This is a genomic window from Gottfriedia acidiceleris (assembly GCF_002128425.1).
Classification (GTDB): domain Bacteria; phylum Bacillota; class Bacilli; order Bacillales; family Bacillaceae_G; genus Gottfriedia; species Gottfriedia acidiceleris.
Genome location: NZ_NESS01000003.1, coordinates 406,859 through 424,715, shown reverse-complemented (window position 1 = coordinate 424,715; position 17,857 = coordinate 406,859). Strand labels below are relative to the sequence as shown.

The following is a 17,857-nucleotide window of genomic DNA, read 5'->3' as shown; positions in this document are numbered from 1 at the left end:
AGAGAAACTACTCGTATTTTCTACTTTTATACTTCATAATAAATTTATTTTTTGTTGATTCGCAGTGTAACGAAATTAATAGTAATGAGTTCTCTTTAAACATGGAGATAAAAAAATTTAATTATTAGATGTGATAATAGAAAATACCTTATACTGCACAATTATATCACTTTATTTAGAGAAACAGCTATGAATACACTGGGACTTTATATTATAAGAACCAACCAATAATGTTATCAGACAGTAAGATACCAAAGCATTTTTAGGAAAAGTATACTGATTAATAGTATAAAAAGGAATAGTTGTTTATCTCTCAAATCGATCACTTTTGATTCTCCTCCTAATTTACTCAACTAGGGGGTATTTTCAATCAGAAGTGGCTTAGTTTTTAATGGTCATAGTGGCTCATTTAGAAGTTACTATATACAAGTAGATTTAATTTATAGAAATATTGGAGGCAGTGTTTTGAAATCAATTGATATAAAAGAGTATCTTATTGAAAATAACAAACTAATACTAAAATTTAATAACACTTTAAAAGGAAAAAATGGAATAGATTTTTGCTTAATTGATAGAAAATCAGGTAAAGAAAGTATATATAAACCAACAATAACTATACAGGAAGATTTATTAGAAGGAATAGTAAGTTTTGATAAAATTACATTTGCAGATGTACAAAGAGGTATGGTTGATATATTTATTTATGATGGATTTGATAAATATAGAGCAAGATTATTAAAGGATAATGAAGTAGAACAATCTATTAGGCACTATAGTGTTTCCTGTAAAATATCAAAAGATAGAGAAGCTACTCCATATTTAACGAAAGATGGATTTTGTTCTATTATGTATGGGAATCCAGTGTTAATATGGAAAGAATGTTTTAAAATCATAAAGAAAAACCTTACTGTAAGTAATATGATTGTTCAGGATAGGATTATTAAATTATGTTTTAATATAAAGGATATTGAAAGTACAGATGATATTTATTTCATAGCGGATATGAGAAAAAGTAAAAACTTTCTTCAATTAGACATAAAAAGAGTATATTCTACGGAAGAACAGTTAATATTTGAATTAGATTTAGATAACTCTTTTGAATTGGGACAGAGATATGATTTGAAATTGGTTAAAAAGTACGGAAGAGTTGTTTCAGAATATCGACTAGGTATGAAAAATAATTTGGTAGATTATAGGGATAAAAGTATATTACACGATATAATTGAGTTGAAAGAATCTACTTTTATTAGGCCATATATAACGATAAATGGAGGCGTATCAATTCATTGTAATAACGCACTAAATTTATCAAATGAATCTTTTAGTCGTGTAGATAACATAGAAGGATACGTTGAAACTTATCAAATCGAAGGCGATAATCTAATCTTTGTAATTGATAAAAATACTATTGATTACTTATCTATTTTTAATAATAAGGAAATCTGGATTAGTTGTAATACTGATTATAAATTTACTGATTGGATCATTAGAGATCACAAAATAATATTAAATATCCGTGATTTATACGATAAACTTAGTCCTTTGAGTAAAGAAAAGAAAGAATTAAATTTCTATATCCGTTCATATGGAGTGGATGAAAATAATAATGAGTTGCCTTTAGTTGATGGTTTAGAAGATATAGTTAAAGTGATTAGACTGATCTCTCTCTCTAACTGGAAGGGAAGTAAGAAGGAACAGTACCCAATTGTCGTCCCCCATTTAGATAATGGTTTCGTAGCATACTTAGACCTAAATAATACAAAGCCTATTAAATTAATTTTTGATACTGAAGAAAATTATTATGAACTAACAAATGAAATTATTAGTTCAAAATTTGATATATATAATTTGGTTCAAGATAAATATATAATTAAATTTTCAATAATTTCAAATCTAATATTAAATGAAAGAATAATGTTTTATGCTGTAAAGAGAAAGACAAAAGAAAGAATTTTATTAGCTAATCAAGAAATAGGAGTAAATACTTTCCAAATAGATTTAGAAAGTTTAATAAAAGTTTTTGGTACCGAAACATCAAGATGGGATGTTATTGCAGAAGTAAATCATGTGGACTTTATTGAAAGTGGAGCTATAGGAATTTTCAAACATGCTATAGAAATTAAAGCGAAAAGGTACTTAAATACAATTGAGCTTAACACAGATAATTATTTACAATCCGATAATGTAATGATTCCTTATTTTGACAAGTATAGTGCTTTATCTATAGTAATAAGAGATAAAAAATTTGTATATAAGGAAAAATATGAGTATTCTACAGAAATAATTGACATTAAAATGAAAAAAAATATTTTTTCATGTCAGTTCAAGTTTAGTGTCAAAAACAATATAGATTTTTCTCTTGTTGGTGTAAATATGAAATTACGCTCAAAAATATCAAAAGAGGAGTATAATTTCAATGTAAATATTCTTGAAAAGTCCTCAAAATATCAGCGTGCCAAGTTTTTAATCGATTTATCACAAATAGATATGAATCAATTCTATTATGATTTTTTTATTGTTGTGGATATTAATGGGGATCAAATTTTTGCTCGTTTAGAAAATTGTAATAAAGAATTGATGAACAAGATAAATAAGAGTATTGTAAGCTATAATTGGTACGATGACAAAAATGCAGTAGTGTATCCTTATATAACTCCAAAAGGAGTATTGTTTTTAGCTTATAGACAGATGTCTGCAGATGAAAAAAGAAGTGATAAACTCAAAGAACTTATTGCATTCCCAATATATAAATTGTTTAGAAAATTTTTCGAAAAGAAGAATATTTGGCTAGTGTATGAGAAAAATTCTGAAACTGCACAAGACAATTCTTATTATTTCTTTAAATATTGTTATGAAAATCATCCAGAAAAGAATATTTACTATGTTATAAAGAGAAATTATCCAGATAATATATATTTAAAGGGCATGGAAGACAAAGTTCTGTACTTTATGTCTATTAAGCATCTATTATACACATTGTCTGCAAAGTTATTAGTAGCTTCAGAAACAAGAGGACACCTGTATACTTGGAGACAACAAAAAGGAAGAATCAAAGATATTTTAAATAAGAAAAAATTTGTATTTTTACAACATGGTGTTACAGCTTTAAAATTAAATGACAGTATATTAAGCAAAAAATCACCAAGTGCAGCAACAATGTATGTCACATCCTCAGAGTTTGAAAAAAGGGTAATAATGAATGGACTAGGTTATTATAGTGATGATATTATCGTTTCTGGATTCCCAAGATGGGATGTATTGGAAGATAAATCTTATAAAATAGATAAAAAAGAAATATTTATGATGCCAACATGGAGAGGTTGGCTTGATGAAGTAAGTGAAGAAAAATTTATTGCAACTGATTATTATAAATATTATATGGAAGTACTCAATTCAAAGAAACTTAACGATATTCTGGAAACTAATGATATTCAATTAAATTTCTTCTTACATCCAAAATTTAAACAGTATATCAATAATTTTACATCAATGTCTTCGAGAATAAGGTTAATTGAGTTTGGAGAAGAAAAAGTTAATGAACTTCTAATGAATGCTTCTTTACTTATTACAGATTATTCTAGTGTTGCATGGGAAATGTATTATATGTCTAAACCTGTTATTTTTTATCAGTTTGATTATAAAGATTATAAAGAATTGACAGGTAGCTATATAGACATGGAAGAGGGCCTGTTTGGTGATAGAGTTTTTGATTCTAATATTTTAATCGAAAAAATACAGGAATATATAAACAATGATTTTCGTGAAAAAGAGGAATTTGCATCACAAAGAGGAGAGTATTTTAAGTATATAGATAATAATAATAGTAAAAGAGTATATGAAGGAATTAAGAAAAGTAAAGTATTAAAAAATATATAAGTTAGAAGGTTCAGTTCTAATACCATGTTATAATTTGTGGTAGTAAACTTTTCTTTTAATTAATCATAAAAAATCGTCTTTTCGTAAAAGGTTGGGTTAGTTACTTACATTTTACATGAAAAGACGATTTTTTTATTTTAAAATAAGAGATGGGTTTGACCTAAATAATTGGTGAAAGTCGACTTTCACCGATTTTTATTTACGGTAACGCTTTGAAGATCTTGAATCGTTATGGTTGAATTTCTTTCGAGAATGCTGCTTTTTTGTGTGTTTATAATTGTATTTCCAGAAATTACACTGTTTTTTACATGGAGGGCATATATACCATGTCCGCCTGCATTTTCGATTTTGTTATTTTTCAACACTACATTATCATAGGCAGTAAGGTTTAACATATTATCAATAGAGTTTTTAAACTTACAATTTTGTATTCTAATATTTTTAGAATAAATAACATCTTCTGTTCCATATTTTCCATCACCATGAGTTCCGATAGCACGGATAACATTTTTAAATATACAATTATCAATGGTTATATTTTTCGATATAGTTAAATCATATCCCCCAAATGTTGGAAAGCTTCTTTTATTTGCAGTTTCAATTTGAATCAACTCATAATTCATATTATTTATTGAAGAATTATGGTAAACATCTTTGAATATACAATTTTTAAAACGAATGTTAGCGCTTGATGAGATTTGGAAATAATGACCATTTTGACCGTTTTTAATCGTCATATTTGAAAATGAGATGTTATTCCCATGTCCTATATCAAATGCACTAATATTTTTATCAATCCTTATTGGAGCATCTTTAGAATTAAGATCGATTGTTCCGCCATTAAAATGAATATTTCCTTCCCCGTTGTATCCTGTTGCATATGTTTTATTCCCGAACTCCCCATTAACAAAAACGTTATTACCTTTCCCTAGCCGTTTTATAACAGTATCTTTGCTCATTTGAATATTCGTGTTCTTGTACATACGTAAATATCCACTCATGCCATATACACCTTTTGGAAAATATAAGCTAACTGAACCTTTCGACTTGGCAAGGTCTAATAATGCTTGGATGGATTTTGTCTCATCTGTTCCATCACCTTTTAGATTGTAGGGTGGTTCTTTTACATTAATTACATGTGTTTTTAAATCATTTGTATTAATAGAATATAGATAATTTCCAGCATATCTAATAGAATAAACCTGCTTTTGTTCATTTAAATATAGGATAACATTTGTTAACTCTGAAGATTCTACTCTATATCCTTTTGTGCCAACATCATCTAACATGTCATCATGCTTCACACTTAAAATTGATTTTACTCCTGCATTACGGAGGATGCTTAATATGGATGTCGCTTGTTCTTTTGAAGATTCTGTTGCTGATATAATTATTTGCTCTTCTTGCTCTTCTTGCTCTTCTTTTGAAACAAAAACAGTAGAATCATTATTTTCACTATTACTTGAAGTAATAACGGCGGAACCATTATTTCTACTTTCGTGATTGTTAAATATGAGTGCTGTAATAAAAACACAAACATAGAAAACGTTCAGTCCTACCTGAAGCTTATTTGAACGCGTCCTTTTCCATATAAGTATTAAAAATACTGGTGGAATCATAAACATGAGTATAAGAAACCATGTTTTTAAATAAAATGGTTGTCTTTCTTTATTCATTTTTGAAGCCTCTTTTCTGTACTTACAAGCATTCTACCGCTTCCTTTAATTAGCGTAAAATAATATCATTTTAATAATAATTTTATCAAGTGGAAACATTTAGAAATAATCCCTTTTTTAACGTGAAAAAACTCCTTATAACTAGTTTGGGGAGTTCAGTCAAAATACCTAATTATTAAAGAGCGTGTATGGATAACAATATCACAAGTTTTAATATAACTGAACTGTTGATAATTAATTTGACAATTCATAAAATTATTGTTTCAACGCGATTTGCCTTAAAGAGTGAATGACAAAGGTTTTATTCATCGGAAGTATATTATTGACCACCTTGTTAGGTGGTTTTTATTTATTGCTGTAATATCCAGAGAATGTTGTGAAAAAGAAAGAACTTATCTTACAAGAAGGTGATGTCTTAAAATACACGTAACCTTTCAAACTTTATTAAGCTGGTGGTCTAATAAAATAGTATTTTAGGTTTCTATTCAAAAATGTCAGAATAGTCTATAATTGTGGTCGTAACCTGAATTCAACCGTAATTAATATTAGAAGGCTAAGTACTTCTTTGTTTTGATCATTTAAATTCAGTCCAATTAATAAGGAGGTAAGTGTAGTGGAAGAATTAATCTCACAGTTGGTTGATAACATGAAAGAAAGTTTGATAAAAATTAGGCGTGATATCCACTCTTTTCCAGAGATTGGATGGACGGAATTCCGAACCTCATCACTCATAGCGGATTTCTTATCAGACTTGGGATACGAGGTAAAAGTAGGAAGAGATATAATTGTACCTGAATCGAGAATGGGAGTCCCTGATGAAAAAACGATACAAGAAGCTAAGGAGCGGGCATTGTCATTTGGGGCAAATTCTTATTGGGTTGAGAAAATGGAGGAAGGGTTAACTGGTGTAGTAGGCGTTTGGGATACAGGGCGGAATGGTCCAACACTTGCATTCCGTTTTGATATCGATGCATTGGAAATCTCTGAAGATAGAGAATCAAATCATGTGCCATGGAATCAGAATTTTCATTCGAAAGTTGAAGGCTACATGCATGCTTGTGGGCATGATGGCCACATCGCTATTGGGTTGGGAATGGCACAATTGATTTCAGAAATGAAAGAGAAGCTTTCAGGAAAAATTAAATTAATATTTCAACCTGCTGAAGAAGGTGCACGTGGAGCTAGAGCTATGGTTGATGCGGGTGTCTTAAAAGATGTTAATTATTTCTTTAGTGGTCATATCGGTGTAACTGCAACAAAACAGAACCAACTTGTCTGTGGCGTAACAGATTTTTTCGCGTCAACTAAGATTGATTTAGAACTAGAAGGTGTGCAAGCACATGCGGCATTAGCACCACATGAAGGTAGAAATGCATTACTTGCAGCATCTACGATTACATTGCAATTGTATGCAATTTCACGGCATGGTTTAGGGGATTCAAGAATAAATGTTGGCGTTTTAAAAGGTGGAGAAGGTCGAAACATTATTCCAGGTCATGCTAAGTTGAAATTTGAAACAAGAGGAACGACCAATGAGGTTGATCAATATATGAAGGATGAGTCACTTCGTATCATAAAATCAGTTGCTCAGATGTATGGGATTAAGGAACATACCGAGGTAGTCGGACGTTCGATTACTGCAGTATGTGATTGGGATCTTGCAAATCTTGTATACCGTATAGGATCAAAAGTTAAACAAACCAGTGAGATTATTATATCTCAGCCTTTTCTTGCTTCTGAAGATGTAACATGTATGATGCAGAAGGTTCAAAAGAATGGCGGAATGGCTACTTATCTATTGTTTGGAACTGAATTAGCAGCTGGCCATCATAATTGTGCATTCGACTTTAACGAAAAAACAATTGCGTTTGCAGTTGAAGTTTATGGAAATTTACTTGCACATTTAGCTGAATATTAACAAGAAAGAGAGGAGAAAAGAGTATGTTTATTCTTGCATTAATCAGTTCCTTCTTGAATGCAGTAAATGCGTTGTATGCAAAAAAAATTACACTGGAAATGAAGGATAATAATAGCTTTATCGTAACATCCTTTCTAGTGGTGACCATTCTGTTAGGCTGCGTTATGCCATGGTTTTATTCCTTTACGGTTACTCCTATTACAACAGGTTTGTTAATTATTGTGATTATTTTAGATGCATTGTCTAATGTGTCGTTTTTCTTAGCGCTAGGACGAATAGAAGTATCACAACTAGCTGTGTATACTGCGCTGACGCCATTATTCACATTTATTCCAAATAGTTTTTTGCATGGATTTGATATACATATATTAATTCCAGTCCTGCTTATTGTGCTTGGTGTATATTTTCTAAATGTTAAAGGTAGAAATATGTTATCTCCATTAGTAGAAATTAAAAAGCCTGGGAATTTATTAGGTGTTGCAGCAGCAGTTTCTGCTGGACTCAGCATGGTTCCTACTCAACAATTGCTCGTTCATCAATGGATAAACGCCCCTACACTTTATTTTTTCAGAGCAAGTGGGATTGCCCTAATAATCTATTTAATCCATCGTCCTAAAATTTGGTATCCTAAACTGAATATGCACCTTTCGATTCGTGGGGTACTTGCGATTGCTCAATGGATCGCATTGTTTGCAGCCTTAAAGATTGCCAATGGGACTCTAGTTGTAGCGTTAGCCTATACCTCACCAATATTTGCATTGTTTTTAGCAAGAATTTATTATAAAGAAAAAATTACAGCGGCCAAGTTAATAGCTTGCTGCATTACGATTTTAGGAATTTTATTTATTTTAGAGTAGTGGAGGAAATGATGAAAAAAATCCGTTTAGGTCTTCTTGGATCTGATGATTCGATTGACGTTATTCAATCTGTAATAATGGAATACCCTGAATTTGAATGTACCCCTATTGTCTATTGGAGAGAAGAGGAAATTATTGATCTTCTAAAACCAATTGCTAATAATTTTGATATTTGGCTCTTTTCAGGTAAGGTCCCTTATGCAATAGCAAAAAGCTGGGGTGAAATTACAAAACCTATGTTTTTTACGCCTCACACTGGGCCGAGTCTCTATAAAACTTTGTTACAAATATTCTATCATAACCAAATAGCAATGGAGCAGATCAGCTTTGATAACTTCCATTATGATGAACTCAAAAGTATTTTAGACGAAGCAGAGATTAAAGCTAATGATTTATTTTTGAAATATTATGATGGAGAAGTTGACGCAAAGGTACTTGCAGGATACCACTATGAGTTATGGAAAAGTGGTAAAACAAAAGCAGCAGTTACATGTCTTCGATCGGCACATATCGAACTTGAAAAAATGGGTGTCCCCGTTTATCGTGTACTTCCTGCTAAGTCTGCTATTGAGTCCGTACTAAATTTAGCACTTCGAACTTATGAGATGTTACATTTTAAAGAAAGTCAAATTGCAGTTCAAATGATTGAGATTGACTCTTATTTTGGATTGGCGAAGGATACTTTTTCGACTGATGAAATCTATAAAATAGAAATTAAAATGGCAGAGAAGCTTCTTGTTTACGCCAATAAAGTTCAAGGTTCACTTAAATCTGCTGGTCCCGGTAGATATGTCATTTTTACAACCCGAGGACTATTACAGGATATAACGAATGAATTTTCTATTATTCCGAATTTGGAAGATCTTGAAGAATTAAAAAAAGAAGTAATTACTTGTGGTATTGGAATCGGTAAAACGGCTTACGAAGCAGAAATTCACGCCGGAAGAGCTTTATTTCATGCTAGAGAGTATGGAAAAGGAAGTTGGATGGTTGCTCTCGATAATCAAACGATAGCAGGTCCGTTGGGAAGAGAAGAACAAATTACATATTCTTATGTCTCAAAGGAACTACAAAAAATAAGCGAACAAACTTCTCTTAGTATTTCTACGCTTAGTAAGCTGGAGTCTATTCTTAAAAAAATAGGAAAAAGTGAAATTGGAGCTCACGAGCTGGCACAGTATATGCAAATCATGCCAAGAAGCGCACGTAGAATTTTAAAAGAATTAGAAGAACAAGGAATTGCTCAGGTTATAGGTGAGGAAACACCATTTTCACGTGGAAGACCTAGAAATATTTATAAAATTACCCTGTGACGATAAGTATAAACTTATCGTTTTTCTTTTGAAATTTAATATTCTGAATATTATTACTTAACAAAATAAATAATTAGTGCTATAGTTATGGTCATAGCCATAAATGAACCTAAAATAAAATTTAATATTGGGAGGAAACATGATTAATCAGGATAGATTGTGGAATCGCCTAATGGAATTAGGGTCGATAGGTAAACAAGAGTCTGGAGGAATTACTCGTTTGTCTTTTACTGAAAATGAGAGAAAAGCTAAAGAACTAGTTACTTCCTATATGATTGAAGCAGGATTAAAAGTTTACGAAGATACAGTTGGAAATCTAGTTGGACGTAAAGAAGGGACTAAACAAAATGCACCAGTTGTACTTGTAGGCTCACACATTGATTCTGTATATAACGGAGGAAATTTTGACGGTCCACTTGGCGTTCTCTCTGGAATTGAAATCCTACAGACGATGAATGAACAGGGAATCTCAACAGTGCATCCAATTGAAGTTATTGTATTTACAGATGAAGAAGGAGCAAGATTTAGCTTCGGAATGATTGGGAGTCGGGGAATTGCTGGAACACTCAACTTGGAAGAACTTCAAAATAAGGATCAACAAGGGATTACTGTAGCGGAGGCGATGAGCGAGGCAGGGTATGATCCATTATCAATTGATCAATCAGTCAGACAAATTGGATCAGTAAAAGCCTATGTAGAATTACATATTGAACAAGGTAAGGTGCTTGAGAACAATAATTTATCAGTTGGTGTTGTTACAGGAATAGCTGGCCCATTATGGCTTAAATTCATAATTGAAGGTAATGCAGGGCATGCGGGGACAACTCCAATGAACGATCGTAACGATGCTTTAGTTGCTGCTTCCCAGATTGTTCAACTAATTGAAACTGAATCAGCAAAGACTGGTTCAACAGTTGGAACAGTTGGTCAATTGCAGCTGTTTCCTGGAGGAATCAATATAATTCCTGGGAAGGTTGAATTTACCTTGGATCTTCGCGATGTAAATGAAGCAATTCGTGATGAAGTGGAAAACCGAATTTTGGAAGGGTCTAAAATTTTATGTGAACAACGTGGTGTAAGATTGCAAGTTGAAGTGTTGCAACGTATTGCACCTTCATTATGCTCTAATCAAATTCAAGATATTGCAAAATTAGCTTGTGAAACGATTGGTGTGGAACCATTTTTTCTTCCAAGTGGAGCTGGGCATGATTGCATGCAGCTTACAAGTCTATGTCCAATAGGGATGCTTTTTATCCGTTCAAAAGATGGAATAAGCCATAATCCAGCCGAATGGAGTTCAAAGGAAGATTGTAAAGACGGTGCTAATGTACTTTATCAAACTGTATTTCAGTTAGCTAATAATGAAAAGAGGGGGATACAATAATGCAAACATTATCATTAAGTAGTTTAGTAGAACAAACAAAAGAAGAAGTAATTAAGTGGAGAAGGCATTTCCATCAGTATCCGGAGTTATCTTTTCATGAAGAAAAAACAGCTCAATATGTTTATGATACACTTCAATCTTTCGGGAATTTAGAGATATCTCGTCCAACAAAGACGAGTGTTATGGCTCGTCTGATTGGTTCCGAGCCCGGCAAGGTACTAGCATTTCGTGCGGATATGGACGCATTACCGATCGAAGAAGAAAACACTTTTGAATTTGCTTCTACAAATCCAGGTGTGATGCATGCTTGTGGGCACGATGGTCATACAGCAATGCTTCTAGGCACAGCAAAAATTCTAACTAGTTTAAAAGATAAGATCAAAGGTGAAGTACGCTTTTTGTTTCAACACGCCGAAGAGTTGTATCCTGGTGGTGCAGAAGAAATGGTACAAGCAGGAGTAATGGATGGAGTAGACATGGTAATTGGTGCTCATCTTTGGGCTCCTATGAAACTAGGTACAGTAGGTGTAGTTTATGGACCGATGATGGCTGCTCCAGATACTTTCTATATTACTGTTGAAGGTAGGGGTGGACATGCAGCACTTCCTCATGACACGATCGATTCGATTGCTATCGCTTCCCAAGTTGTAACGAATCTTCAACATATCGTTTCTAGAAATACTGATCCGCTTGATAATCTAGTAGTTTCTGTTACCAAGTTTATTGGAGGTACAACTCATAACGTAATTCCAGGTTCAGTTGAAATTTGTGGAACCGTTCGTAGTTTCAACGCAAACCTTAGGAAATCGGTTCCTGAACTTATGGAACGAGTTATAAAAGGAATAACTGAGGCTCATGGTGCAAGGTACAAATTTAATTATGAGTTTGGGTATCGCCCTGTTATCAACGATGAGCATATTACGAAGGCTATTGAAGAAACCATTCTAGAAGTGTTTGATGAAAAGACTCTCGACCTTATGAAACCAAACATGGGCGGTGAAGATTTCTCGGCTTTCCAACAAAAGGCACCAGGCACTTTCTTCTATGTGGGAGCAGGAAATAAAGAAAAGGATATTACTTATCCGCATCATCATGCTCGTTTTACAATAGATGAGGACGCTTTGGAAATTGGTGTAAACTTGTTTGTTCATGCCGCATTTAAGCTTTTAGATTAATAGACTAATGGTTAAGTAGACCCTTATTTTTCAAGGATCTACTTAATCTAAACTTATATTTTCTGAATATTTAAACTTATGTAAATTAAATTGAAAGTGGGGAACAATTTTTGAAAATCTATCATTTATTAGCACTTATTCCGTTTATTGCTATTCTAGGCTTTTCATCTTGGGCAAACCACGTGGAACCATTTGTATTAGGAATGCCTTTTCTCCTTTTTTGGGTAGTGCTATGGACCGTTTTTTCAACACCAATTATGTGGATTATCTTCAAATTAGATTCGGCGAATAAGGGGGACAGATAAAATGAATAGTGCATTAATTATTATTTTTCTCTTTCTTGCAATATCGATTTTTTTAGGTGTACAAGCTAGAAAAGGAAAAGACATGAATCTTGAGCAATGGAGTGTTGGAGGAAGAGGATTTGGTACTATTTTTGTCTTTCTTTTAATGGCTGGTGAAATCTATACTACTTTTACTTTTCTAGGTGGAAGTGGTTGGGCTTATGGAAAAGGAGGACCAACATACTATATCACTGCTTACGGTGCACTTGCTTATATTATGTCTTATTGGTTACTTCCAAAGATTTGGAAATATGCTAAAGAAAATAATTTAATGTCCCAACCGGACTTTTTTGCAAGTAAATACAAAAGTAAAGCCCTTGGTGTTTTAGTTTCACTTGTTGGTGTATCTGCTGTAATTCCTTACTTAGTTCTACAATTAAAAGGATTGGGAAGCATTGTTTCGGAGGCTTCTTATGGAATGATTTCACCAACATTTGCTATTTGGATAGGTGCAATTTCAGTGACTATTTATGTAATGATATCTGGTATCCATGGATCTGCATGGACTGCAGCATTAAAGGATATTATGATTCTTGGTGTTGTTCTTTTTCTAGGAATCTATCTTCCTTTTCATTATTATGGTGGATTCCAGGAAATGTTTGAAGCTGTTGATAAAGCAAAGCCAGGTTTTCTAAGTCTTCCAAAAGAGGGGTTAAGTGTATCTTGGTTTAATTCTACTGTTCTTTTAACTGCCTTAGGTTTTTATATGTGGCCGCATACGTTTGGCTCTATTTATTCAGCTAAAAGTGAAAATGTATTTCGTAAAAATGCGATTATCATGCCTTTATACCAACTTGTGTTGCTTTTTGTGTTTTTCGTTGGATTTGCAGCAATTCTTCAAGTTCCTGGACTACAAGGTCCGGATGCCGATTTGTCTTTATTAAAATTAAGTAAACAATCTTTTAACCCGTGGTTTGTTGGAATTATTGGTGGAGCAGGGGTATTAACGGCAATCGTACCAGGCTCGATGATTCTAATGGCATCTGCTACGTTAATATCAAAAAATATTTATAAAGTATTTGTACCTTCTGCTACAGAAAAGCAAGTTGCTACTTTAGCTAAATACCTTGTTCCTGTGGTGGCTTTATTCGCAGTTTATTTCACGTTTAATGGCGGAACTACATTAGTAACTCTTCTTTTAATGGGATACAGTCTAGTTACTCAATTGTTCCCAACTCTTGTCTTTAGTTTAATGAAAAAGAACTTTGTAACGAAACAAGGTGCGTTCGCTGGTATTTTTACTGGAGTTGCTACAGTTACTTATGTAACTATAAGTAATACAACAATCGGATCATTATTCCCAGCACTACCTCAATATATTAAAGATTTGAATATCGGTGTTATTGGCTTAGTTGTAAATCTTGTATTTTTAGTCGTTGTAAGCTTACTTACTAAAAATATAGCGGTTCAAAGCAAAAAAGAAATTGTAGCTTAAATAAGAAATACTTTGTAACAAAGATCCATAGAACACCTATTTTATTAGTGATAAGTAAAGAAAATCCCCTTCTAGAAATTTAGAAGGGGATTATTTTTTTACGTTCAAATGTTAAGAGTTTTAAATGCTACCAATATTGACATAAGTTCTCTTCTTATTAAAAATCTTGGATTTATATTAAGGAAAATTTAAGGTATACAATTCAAAATGACCTTATCAAAAGAAATTAGGAGGCGTAAAAAAAATAAAACAAGCTCTAATACAATTTACTTAAAAACGATCATTATTAGAGTGAGTTTGTGTATAAACGAAGGACAGGCATTGATTTTTCAGAAATGAGATTATTAGGATACTATCAGTGGCTTTAAGGATATTATTCATTTCAGCAAATACCATGTGAATCAAGATAATGGAGAGGAGAAAAGAAAATTGAAAAAGTGGGTTATTATTTCAGTTATTGTTGTTGCTGTAGGTGGAGGAAGTGGTTGGTTTATATATAGTAAGAGTCAAGCAAATCAAGCCCAGAATGTGATGGCTACAGCACAAACAATTACGGCACAAAAAGGAAAGTTAGAAGTAGCTGTTAGCGGATCGGGTTCGGTAACAGCAAATACTGACGAAGATGTTACTGCGGCAAATACAATTCTTGTTGTGGATAGTGTAAGTGTTTCATCTGGTGAATCAGTAGATAAAGGTGACACGCTTGTAACATTTGAGAATGGTGATGTTGTTAAAGCTCCATTTGATGGAGAAATCACATCGGTTAAGGTGACAAGCGGTAGCGGAGCTTCACAAGGGAAAGTACTACTTCGTATAGAAGATGAAGATGGAGTAACATCACCTATTACAAGAGAAGATACAGGCAGCTCCTCAGATAGTTCAGTTAGTGGAAATACAGGAGGTAGCAGTTTAATAGCAGATACTGTATATGTTAAGGAAGGTTCTGTTGTAAAAGCAGGTGCAACACTTGTAAAGTTTACAGATGGTAGTATTTTACAGGCACCAGTATCTGGGACAATTACAACTCTTTCTGTTGAAAGTGGAGATTCTGTGCAAAGCTCAGCGACTGTTGCTCATATAACAAATTACAGTTCTTTGGAAACAACAATCAGTGTTGATGAATTAGATATTCCAAAAGTAAAGGTTGGACAGTCAGTAAAAATATCAGCAAGTGCCTTTGAAGGTCAATCATTTGATGGGAAAGTAACAAAAGTATCAAATGAAGGTACATCGACAAATGGCGTTTCAACATTTGATGTAACCGTAAAAATTAATGATCCAAAAAGTCTGAAAATTGGTATGTCAACAGAAGCAAGTATTTTAATACAAAGTAAAGCAGACGCGCTTTATGTTCCAGTAGAAGCAGTATATAAAAATGGAAATGAAAAATATGTACTAGTTCCTACATCTACAGATGGTTCTTTAGAATCAACTAAGAAAGTTACAGTACAAACTGGTATCTCAAATGATACGAGTGTAGAAATTACAAGTGGATTAAGTGAAGGAGAGTCTATTGAAATACCGAGCGTTAAATCTAGAAGTAATTCTGGTGGATTTATGATGCAAAGTGGTGGATTCCCAGGTGGAGAATTCCAAGGTGGAGGATTTAACCGTAGTGGAGGAAACTTCGGTGGTAGAACTCAATCAGGTGGCGGACTAGGAGGGAAATAATGACTAACTTTGAGCCGATTATTCAAATAAAAAACATGACGAAAATGTATGAGCTTGGTGGAGAAACGGTAATGGCTCTTCAAAGTGTATCTCTCGATATCCAAAAGGGTGATTTTATTTCAATCATAGGTCCGTCAGGTTCTGGAAAATCAACATTTATGAATATGATTGGATGCTTAGATCGACCTGACTCTGGGAGATATTTGATTGATAGTGAAGATGTAGGGGAAATGAAGAGTTCACAATTAGCGACTATACGAAATGAAAAAATTGGGTTTATTTTTCAAAACTTTAATCTTATACCTAAGCTAACTGCGGTAGAAAACGTAGAGCTTCCACTCATTTATAGAGGAATGAAAACAGGTGAACGAAGAGAAATTGCTCTTTCGGCGTTAAAAAAAGTAGGATTGGTAGATCGAGCGAATCATTTACCAACTCAATTATCAGGGGGTCAGCAACAACGTGTCGCGATTGCACGTGCCCTCGCTGGAAGCCCACCAATTCTACTTGCAGATGAACCGACTGGTGCTCTCGATAGTAAAACAAGTAAGGAAATTTTGGAGATTATGAATTTGTTAAATGAGCAAGGGCATACGATTATTCTAATTACACATGATTTAGAAGTAGCTAAAAATGCAAATCGTATCGTACGAATTCACGATGGTCAGTTATACGAGGATGGAGGTGAATGGTTTGCAGACACTGAGAATGGCGCTTAAGAGCATTAAAGGAAATAAAGTAAGAGCGTTCCTGACGATGCTAGGTATTATTATCGGTGTATCCTCCGTTATTGTTATGGTTGCGATCGGTCAAGGATCAACGAAAGAAGTGCAAGATCAGATTGGAAGTCTAGGTACAAATGTATTAACTGTGAGTGTTACTGGTTCAGATGTTACATTTAAAGAAGCTGATGCTAATCAACTTAAAGATGTTGAAGGAGTAGATGTAATTGCTCCGACTGTTTCTGGAAGAGTGACTGTAAAAAATGGACAAACAAATGCACAAGTGTCAGTGACAGGAACAACATCTTCTTATTTAAAAGTTCGTGATTTGGAACTGCAATCAGGACGATTTATCGCAGACTTGGATAATGATAATCACTCAAAAATTGCGGTACTTGGTTCAAGCACTGCACAAACATTATTCGGCTTTGGAAATCCAGTTGGTCAATCTGTTCAAGTGAATGGAACGTCATTTAGAGTTGTTGGGGTACTTGAATCAGTCGGTAGTTCGTTAGGCTCAAGTGGGGACAGTACAATCATTGTTCCACTTAGCACAGCACAACGCTTAGCCTCTACTACCACTGTGGGGTCAGTTTATGTAAAAGTTGAAAATGAAAATATGGTTAACTTTACATTACGTAGGATCGAACAAAAGATGTTTACGATTATTGGTGATCAAGATAGTTATAGTGTTTCTAGTCCAGAAGATTTAATGAAAACCGCTTCATCTGTTAATGAAACGATGACATTAATGCTAGGCGGAAGTGCTGCAATCTCACTTATTGTTGGCGGTATCGGTATTATGAATATTATGCTTGTATCGGTTTCAGAGCGTACAAAGGAAATCGGTATAAGAAAAGCAATTGGAGCAAAGCGTGGAAGTATTCTACTTCAATTCCTCATTGAATCAATGGTATTAAGTTCGCTTGGGGGAATTATAGGCGTTGTAATTGGCTTAATAAGTGCTCAAATATTCACTATAACAACAGGAACTGCAATTGCATATTCCATTCCGGTTATGCTTTTATCATTCGTATTCTCTTTATTAGTTGGCGTAATATTCGGTGTTTTTCCAGCGAATAAAGCATCTAAGCTTGATCCAATACAAGCTCTTCGATATGAATAGAAAAAACATAATAGTTGTCCCAAAGGTAAAACTTTTAAGGGGCAGCCTCTATTTGGACTTACAGAGTAATCAGGTATCATATTAAATAATCATATTAACGTTTATAGTTTATAAATGACTATTTTTTGTGTAAACATATTTATGAATCTATGAAGTTAGTACCCTATCACTGAACTCGTCAAAACTTTTGGAAAAAGTTAAATTAATTAGACATGTAAAGTATATGCCAAAGATTAACCAATACAGAAGTTTTAGGAGGGTTATTGAACCTTTTAAAAATTGATAACCAAAAAATAAGATAAAAAAAAGTAGAAATGATTTTGCTAGGATATAAGAAATTTAACATTTAATTGTACCAGA

Annotated in this window: 12 protein-coding genes; 11 read left to right on the top strand and 1 reads right to left on the bottom strand. The window is 33.3% G+C overall.

Going from position 1 to position 17,857, the window contains the following annotated elements; translation table 11 throughout:
• Nucleotides 1–465 precede the first annotated feature (465 nt).
• The gene (locus tag B6K90_RS08495; RefSeq protein ID WP_088012300.1) at nt 466–3,876 is read left to right on the top strand and encodes a CDP-glycerol glycerophosphotransferase family protein; all 3,411 of its coding nucleotides are present in this window, start codon (nt 466–468) and stop codon (nt 3,874–3,876) included.
• 185 nt (nt 3,877–4,061) lie between these two features.
• On the opposite strand, the gene B6K90_RS08490 is transcribed toward B6K90_RS08495, so the two are convergent.
• Nucleotides 4,062–5,552: a right-handed parallel beta-helix repeat-containing protein gene (locus B6K90_RS08490; RefSeq protein ID WP_088012299.1), complete on the bottom strand. Its 1,491-nt coding sequence runs from the start codon at nt 5,550–5,552 to the stop codon at nt 4,062–4,064.
• 613 nt (nt 5,553–6,165) lie between these two features.
• On the opposite strand from B6K90_RS08490, the gene B6K90_RS08485 reads away from it, so the two are divergent.
• From B6K90_RS08485 to B6K90_RS08440, 10 genes are all read left to right on the top strand, one after another.
• On the top strand, nt 6,166–7,470 hold the full coding sequence (locus B6K90_RS08485) for an amidohydrolase (protein WP_212667556.1): 1,305 nt from the start codon (nt 6,166–6,168) through the stop codon (nt 7,468–7,470).
• Between the two features lie 23 nt (nt 7,471–7,493).
• Entirely contained in the window at nt 7,494–8,327 is an 834-nt protein-coding gene (locus B6K90_RS08480) for a DMT family transporter (RefSeq protein WP_088012298.1), read from the top strand.
• An 11-nt stretch (nt 8,328–8,338) separates the two neighbouring features.
• Nucleotides 8,339–9,640, top strand: coding sequence for a helix-turn-helix domain-containing protein (locus B6K90_RS08475; protein WP_088012297.1), 1,302 nt, complete (start codon nt 8,339–8,341; stop codon nt 9,638–9,640).
• A 139-nt stretch (nt 9,641–9,779) separates the two neighbouring features.
• Entirely contained in the window at nt 9,780–11,024 is a 1,245-nt protein-coding gene (locus B6K90_RS08470) for a Zn-dependent hydrolase (RefSeq protein ID WP_088012296.1), read from the top strand.
• Nucleotides 11,024–12,199 (top strand): M20 family metallopeptidase, encoded by a 1,176-nt coding sequence (locus tag B6K90_RS08465; RefSeq protein WP_088012295.1) that lies wholly within the window; start codon nt 11,024–11,026, stop codon nt 12,197–12,199. The genes B6K90_RS08470 and B6K90_RS08465 overlap by 1 nt, the downstream gene beginning before the upstream one ends.
• 110 nt (nt 12,200–12,309) lie before the next feature.
• Nucleotides 12,310–12,504 carry a DUF3311 domain-containing protein gene (locus B6K90_RS08460; RefSeq protein WP_088012294.1) on the top strand — a complete coding sequence of 65 codons (195 nt, stop codon included), beginning with the start codon at nt 12,310–12,312 and terminating at the stop codon, nt 12,502–12,504.
• A gap of 1 nt (nt 12,505) precedes the next feature.
• The gene (locus B6K90_RS08455) at nt 12,506–13,978 is read left to right on the top strand and encodes a sodium:solute symporter family protein (RefSeq protein WP_088012293.1); all 1,473 of its coding nucleotides are present in this window, start codon (nt 12,506–12,508) and stop codon (nt 13,976–13,978) included.
• 429 nt (nt 13,979–14,407) lie between these two features.
• Nucleotides 14,408–15,649 (top strand): efflux RND transporter periplasmic adaptor subunit, encoded by a 1,242-nt coding sequence (locus B6K90_RS08450; RefSeq protein WP_088012292.1) that lies wholly within the window; start codon nt 14,408–14,410, stop codon nt 15,647–15,649.
• On the top strand, nt 15,649–16,368 hold the full coding sequence (locus tag B6K90_RS08445) for an ABC transporter ATP-binding protein (protein WP_088012291.1): 720 nt from the start codon (nt 15,649–15,651) through the stop codon (nt 16,366–16,368). Before B6K90_RS08450 ends, B6K90_RS08445 begins: the two co-directional genes overlap by 1 nt.
• Entirely contained in the window at nt 16,334–17,497 is a 1,164-nt protein-coding gene (locus B6K90_RS08440) for an ABC transporter permease (protein WP_328588133.1), read from the top strand. The genes B6K90_RS08445 and B6K90_RS08440 overlap by 35 nt, the downstream gene beginning before the upstream one ends.
• Nucleotides 17,498–17,857: the final 360 nt, after the last annotated feature.

Bases quoted from the DNA above. Each gene is read 5' to 3' on its own strand.
- B6K90_RS08490 (WP_088012299.1), bottom strand. From the start codon at position 5,552: ATGAATAAAGAAAGACAACCATTTTATTTAAAAACATGGTTTCTTATA.
- B6K90_RS08480 (WP_088012298.1), top strand. From the start codon at position 7,494: ATGTTTATTCTTGCATTAATCAGTTCCTTCTTGAATGCAGTAAATGCG.
- B6K90_RS08475 (WP_088012297.1), top strand. From the start codon at position 8,339: ATGAAAAAAATCCGTTTAGGTCTTCTTGGATCTGATGATTCGATTGAC.
- B6K90_RS08470 (WP_088012296.1), top strand. From the start codon at position 9,780: ATGATTAATCAGGATAGATTGTGGAATCGCCTAATGGAATTAGGGTCG.
- B6K90_RS08465 (WP_088012295.1), top strand. From the start codon at position 11,024: ATGCAAACATTATCATTAAGTAGTTTAGTAGAACAAACAAAAGAAGAA.
- B6K90_RS08455 (WP_088012293.1), top strand. From the start codon at position 12,506: ATGAATAGTGCATTAATTATTATTTTTCTCTTTCTTGCAATATCGATT.
- B6K90_RS08445 (WP_088012291.1), top strand. From the start codon at position 15,649: ATGACTAACTTTGAGCCGATTATTCAAATAAAAAACATGACGAAAATG.